At 58.4% G+C, this 2,950-nt stretch carries 4 protein-coding genes; all 4 read left to right on the forward strand.

Features of this window, described 5'->3' with window-relative positions; all coding sequences use genetic code 11:
- A partial coding sequence (cmk, locus tag Q0349_RS05585; RefSeq protein ID WP_298079893.1) for a (d)CMP kinase occupies positions 1–419 on the forward strand: 419 nt, incomplete at its 5' end.
- Between the two features lie 26 nt (positions 420–445).
- The gene (gene rpsA / locus Q0349_RS05590; protein WP_298079894.1) at positions 446–2,116 is read left to right on the forward strand and encodes a 30S ribosomal protein S1; all 1,671 of its coding nucleotides are present in this window, start codon (positions 446–448) and stop codon (positions 2,114–2,116) included.
- Between the two features lie 66 nt (positions 2,117–2,182).
- On the forward strand, positions 2,183–2,473 hold the full coding sequence (locus Q0349_RS05595) for an integration host factor subunit beta (RefSeq protein ID WP_298079895.1): 291 nt from the start codon (positions 2,183–2,185) through the stop codon (positions 2,471–2,473).
- A 31-nt stretch (positions 2,474–2,504) separates the two neighbouring features.
- Positions 2,505–2,950: thermonuclease family protein (locus Q0349_RS05600; RefSeq protein ID WP_298079896.1), on the forward strand; the 446-nt coding region annotated here is incomplete at its 3' end.

Here is a 2,950-nt window from a genome sequence, read left to right on the forward strand (position 1 = left end):
GTGCGCTGCGTACCGAGCGCTGCGGCAATGCCGCCTCGAAAATCGCCGCCTATCCTGAGGTGCGCGCGGCGCTGCTCGATTTTCAGCGGCATTTCGGCGGCGATGCGCCGCTCATTGCCGACGGGCGCGATATGGGGACGGTCGTTTTTCCCGACGCGCCACTCAAATTTTTCCTGACCGCATCGGCGGAAATCCGCGCCGAGCGGCGCTATAAACAGTTGTTGGCACAAGGAGAATCTGTTAATCTTCGCGCCATCTACGCCGAGATAGCCGAGCGCGATGCGCGCGACCGCTCCCGCAGCGTAGCCCCGCTCAAACCAGCTTCGGATGCGGTGGTCATCGACACGGGTACTTTGTCGATTGCGGACGTGCAGCAGCAGGTAAACGCCGAAATTGCCGCACGTTTTTCTTTTTCCTAACCCCTTTCTATCAACCAGAGTCATCTATGGAATCATTTGCTGAGCTTTTTGAAAAAAGCATCGAAACCGCCGAATTAAAACCCGGCTCCATCATCAAGGCCGAAGTCGTGCAAATCAACAAGGACTTTGTCGTCCTGAACGCCGGCCTGAAATCCGAAGGCTTCATCCCCGCCGCCCAGTTCACTGATGAAAACGGCAATCTGACCGTTAATGTGGGCGATACCGTGGAAGTCGCCCTCGAAGCCCTTGAGGACGGTTTCGGCGAAACCAAAATCTCGCACGAAAAAGCACAACGCATCCGCACCTGGGAAGTACTGGAGCAAAAATTCAACGACAGCGAAACCATCACCGGCGTTATCTCCGGCCGGGTCAAGGGTGGCTTCACCGTGGACGTTGAAGGCGTCAAGGCATTCCTGCCCGGCTCCCTGGTTGACGTGCGTCCGGTCAAAGACCCGGCGCTCAGCGAAGGCAAGGAAATTGACTTCAAAATCATCAAACTCGACCAAAAACGCAACAACATCGTCATCTCCCGCCGTGCCGTCCTCGAAAACGAATACAAGGCCGAGCGCGACGAAGTGCTGAAAAACCTGCAAGAAGGCGACGTCGTCAAGGCTGTGGTCAAGAACCTCACCGACTACGGCGCCTTCCTTGACATCGGCGGCGTGGACGGCCTGCTCCACATCACCGATATGGCGTGGAAACGCATCAAATACCCGTCCGAAGTCGTCAACATCGGCGACGAAGTCGAAGTCAAAGTCCTCAAATTTGATCGCGAACGCGCCCGCGTCTCCCTCGGTCTCAAACAACTCGGCTCCGACCCGTGGGGCGACATCGCCCAGCGTTACCCGGTCAACAGCCAAACGCGCGGCAAAGTCACCAACATCGCCGACTACGGCTCCTTCGTTGAAATCGAAGACGGCGTGGAAGGCCTAGTACACGTCTCCGAAATGGACTGGACCAACAAAAACGTCAACCCGCGCAAATTCGTCGCCGTTGGCCAAGAAGTCGATGTGATGATTCTGGAAATCGACCCCGAACGCCGCCGCATCTCGCTCGGCATGAAACAGTGCCAGCCGAACCCGTGGCAAGAATTTGAGAAAAAATTCAACAAGGGTGACCGCGTCAAAGGCCAAATCAAATCCATCACCGACTTCGGCGTCTTCATCGGCCTCGAAGGCGGCATTGACGGCCTCATCCACCTCTCCGACCTCTCTTGGGACGAAAACGGCGAAGAAGCCGTGCGCCACTACCAAAAAGGCCAGGAAGTGGAAGCCATCATCCTCGGCATCGACGCCGAACGCGAGCGCATCTCGCTGGGTGTCAAACAACTGAGCCAGGACACCTTCTCCGCCTTCGCCTCCGCCCACGGACGCGGTTCCGTCGTCAAAGGCACCATCACCGAAGTGGACGAACGCCAGGCCGTCATCAAACTGACCGACGACATCAACGGCATCCTCAAAGCCTCCGAAGCGGCAATCGAGCGCGTTGAAGACCTGACCAAACTGCTTTCCGTTGGCGACGAAGTCGAAGCCAAAGTCATCAACGTCGATCGCAAACACAAAACCTTCAACCTCTCCGTGCGCGCCAAAGACGTCGCGGACGAAAAAGCCGTCATCCAGGACTACACCCGCAAAGAAAGTCACAGCGGCACCTCGCTGGGCGACATCTTCAAAGAGCTGGGCAACTCTGAAGACTGACAAAGCCAACGCCGCCGCACCGCAACGTGCGGCGGTATCGCCTTCGCCCGACGGAAAGGAGCTCACATGACCAAATCCGAACTGATAGACCGCCTCTGTATGCGCTACCCGCAACTGCGCAGCCAGGACGTAGAAGAAACCGTCAAACTCATCATCGAAAAAATCTGCCAAAGCCTTGAAAAAGGCGACCGCGTCGAAATCCGCGGCTTCGGCAGCTTCTCCCTGCACTACCGCGAAGCGCGCACCGGGCGCAACCCGAAAACCGGCGACTCCGTTGAAGTGCCGTCCAAATCCATCCCCTACTTCCGCGCGGGCAAAGAGCTGCGCGAGCGCGTGGACCAAAATGCCGACGCCTGAAGCCCCCCGAACAAACCCGAAACAGCGCCGCTTGACGGCGCTGTTTGCCATCCGCCACCGCACCACCTGGGACAAATACGGGATACTGCTGATGAGCGGCATCGCCCTCTTTGCCCTCGCCGCACAAAGCGAACCCGCCCCCGCCGAATTTCGCGGCGAAAAAGGCCAAGCCTACCGCTGCGCCCTCGACAAAATCAGCGACGGCGACACCATCATTGCCACCTGCGAACGGCAAAAACTGCACATCCGCCTCGCCGGCATTGACGCTCCGGAAATGGGACAAACTCCCTACGGCGAACAATCCCGCGAAGCGCTGCGCAAGCGCCTGCCGCACCACTTTGAAATGCGCTACCTCGGCCAGGACTACTACCACCGCAGCCTCGGCGTCCTCTACGACATCACCCGCGACGTGAACCTGACGATGATTGCCGACGGCTACGCCTTCGCCTACGCAGGCAAAGACACCCCGCGCGCCTA

The organism is uncultured Cardiobacterium sp. (assembly GCF_938028185.1).
Taxonomy (GTDB): Bacteria; Pseudomonadota; Gammaproteobacteria; order Cardiobacteriales; family Cardiobacteriaceae; genus Cardiobacterium.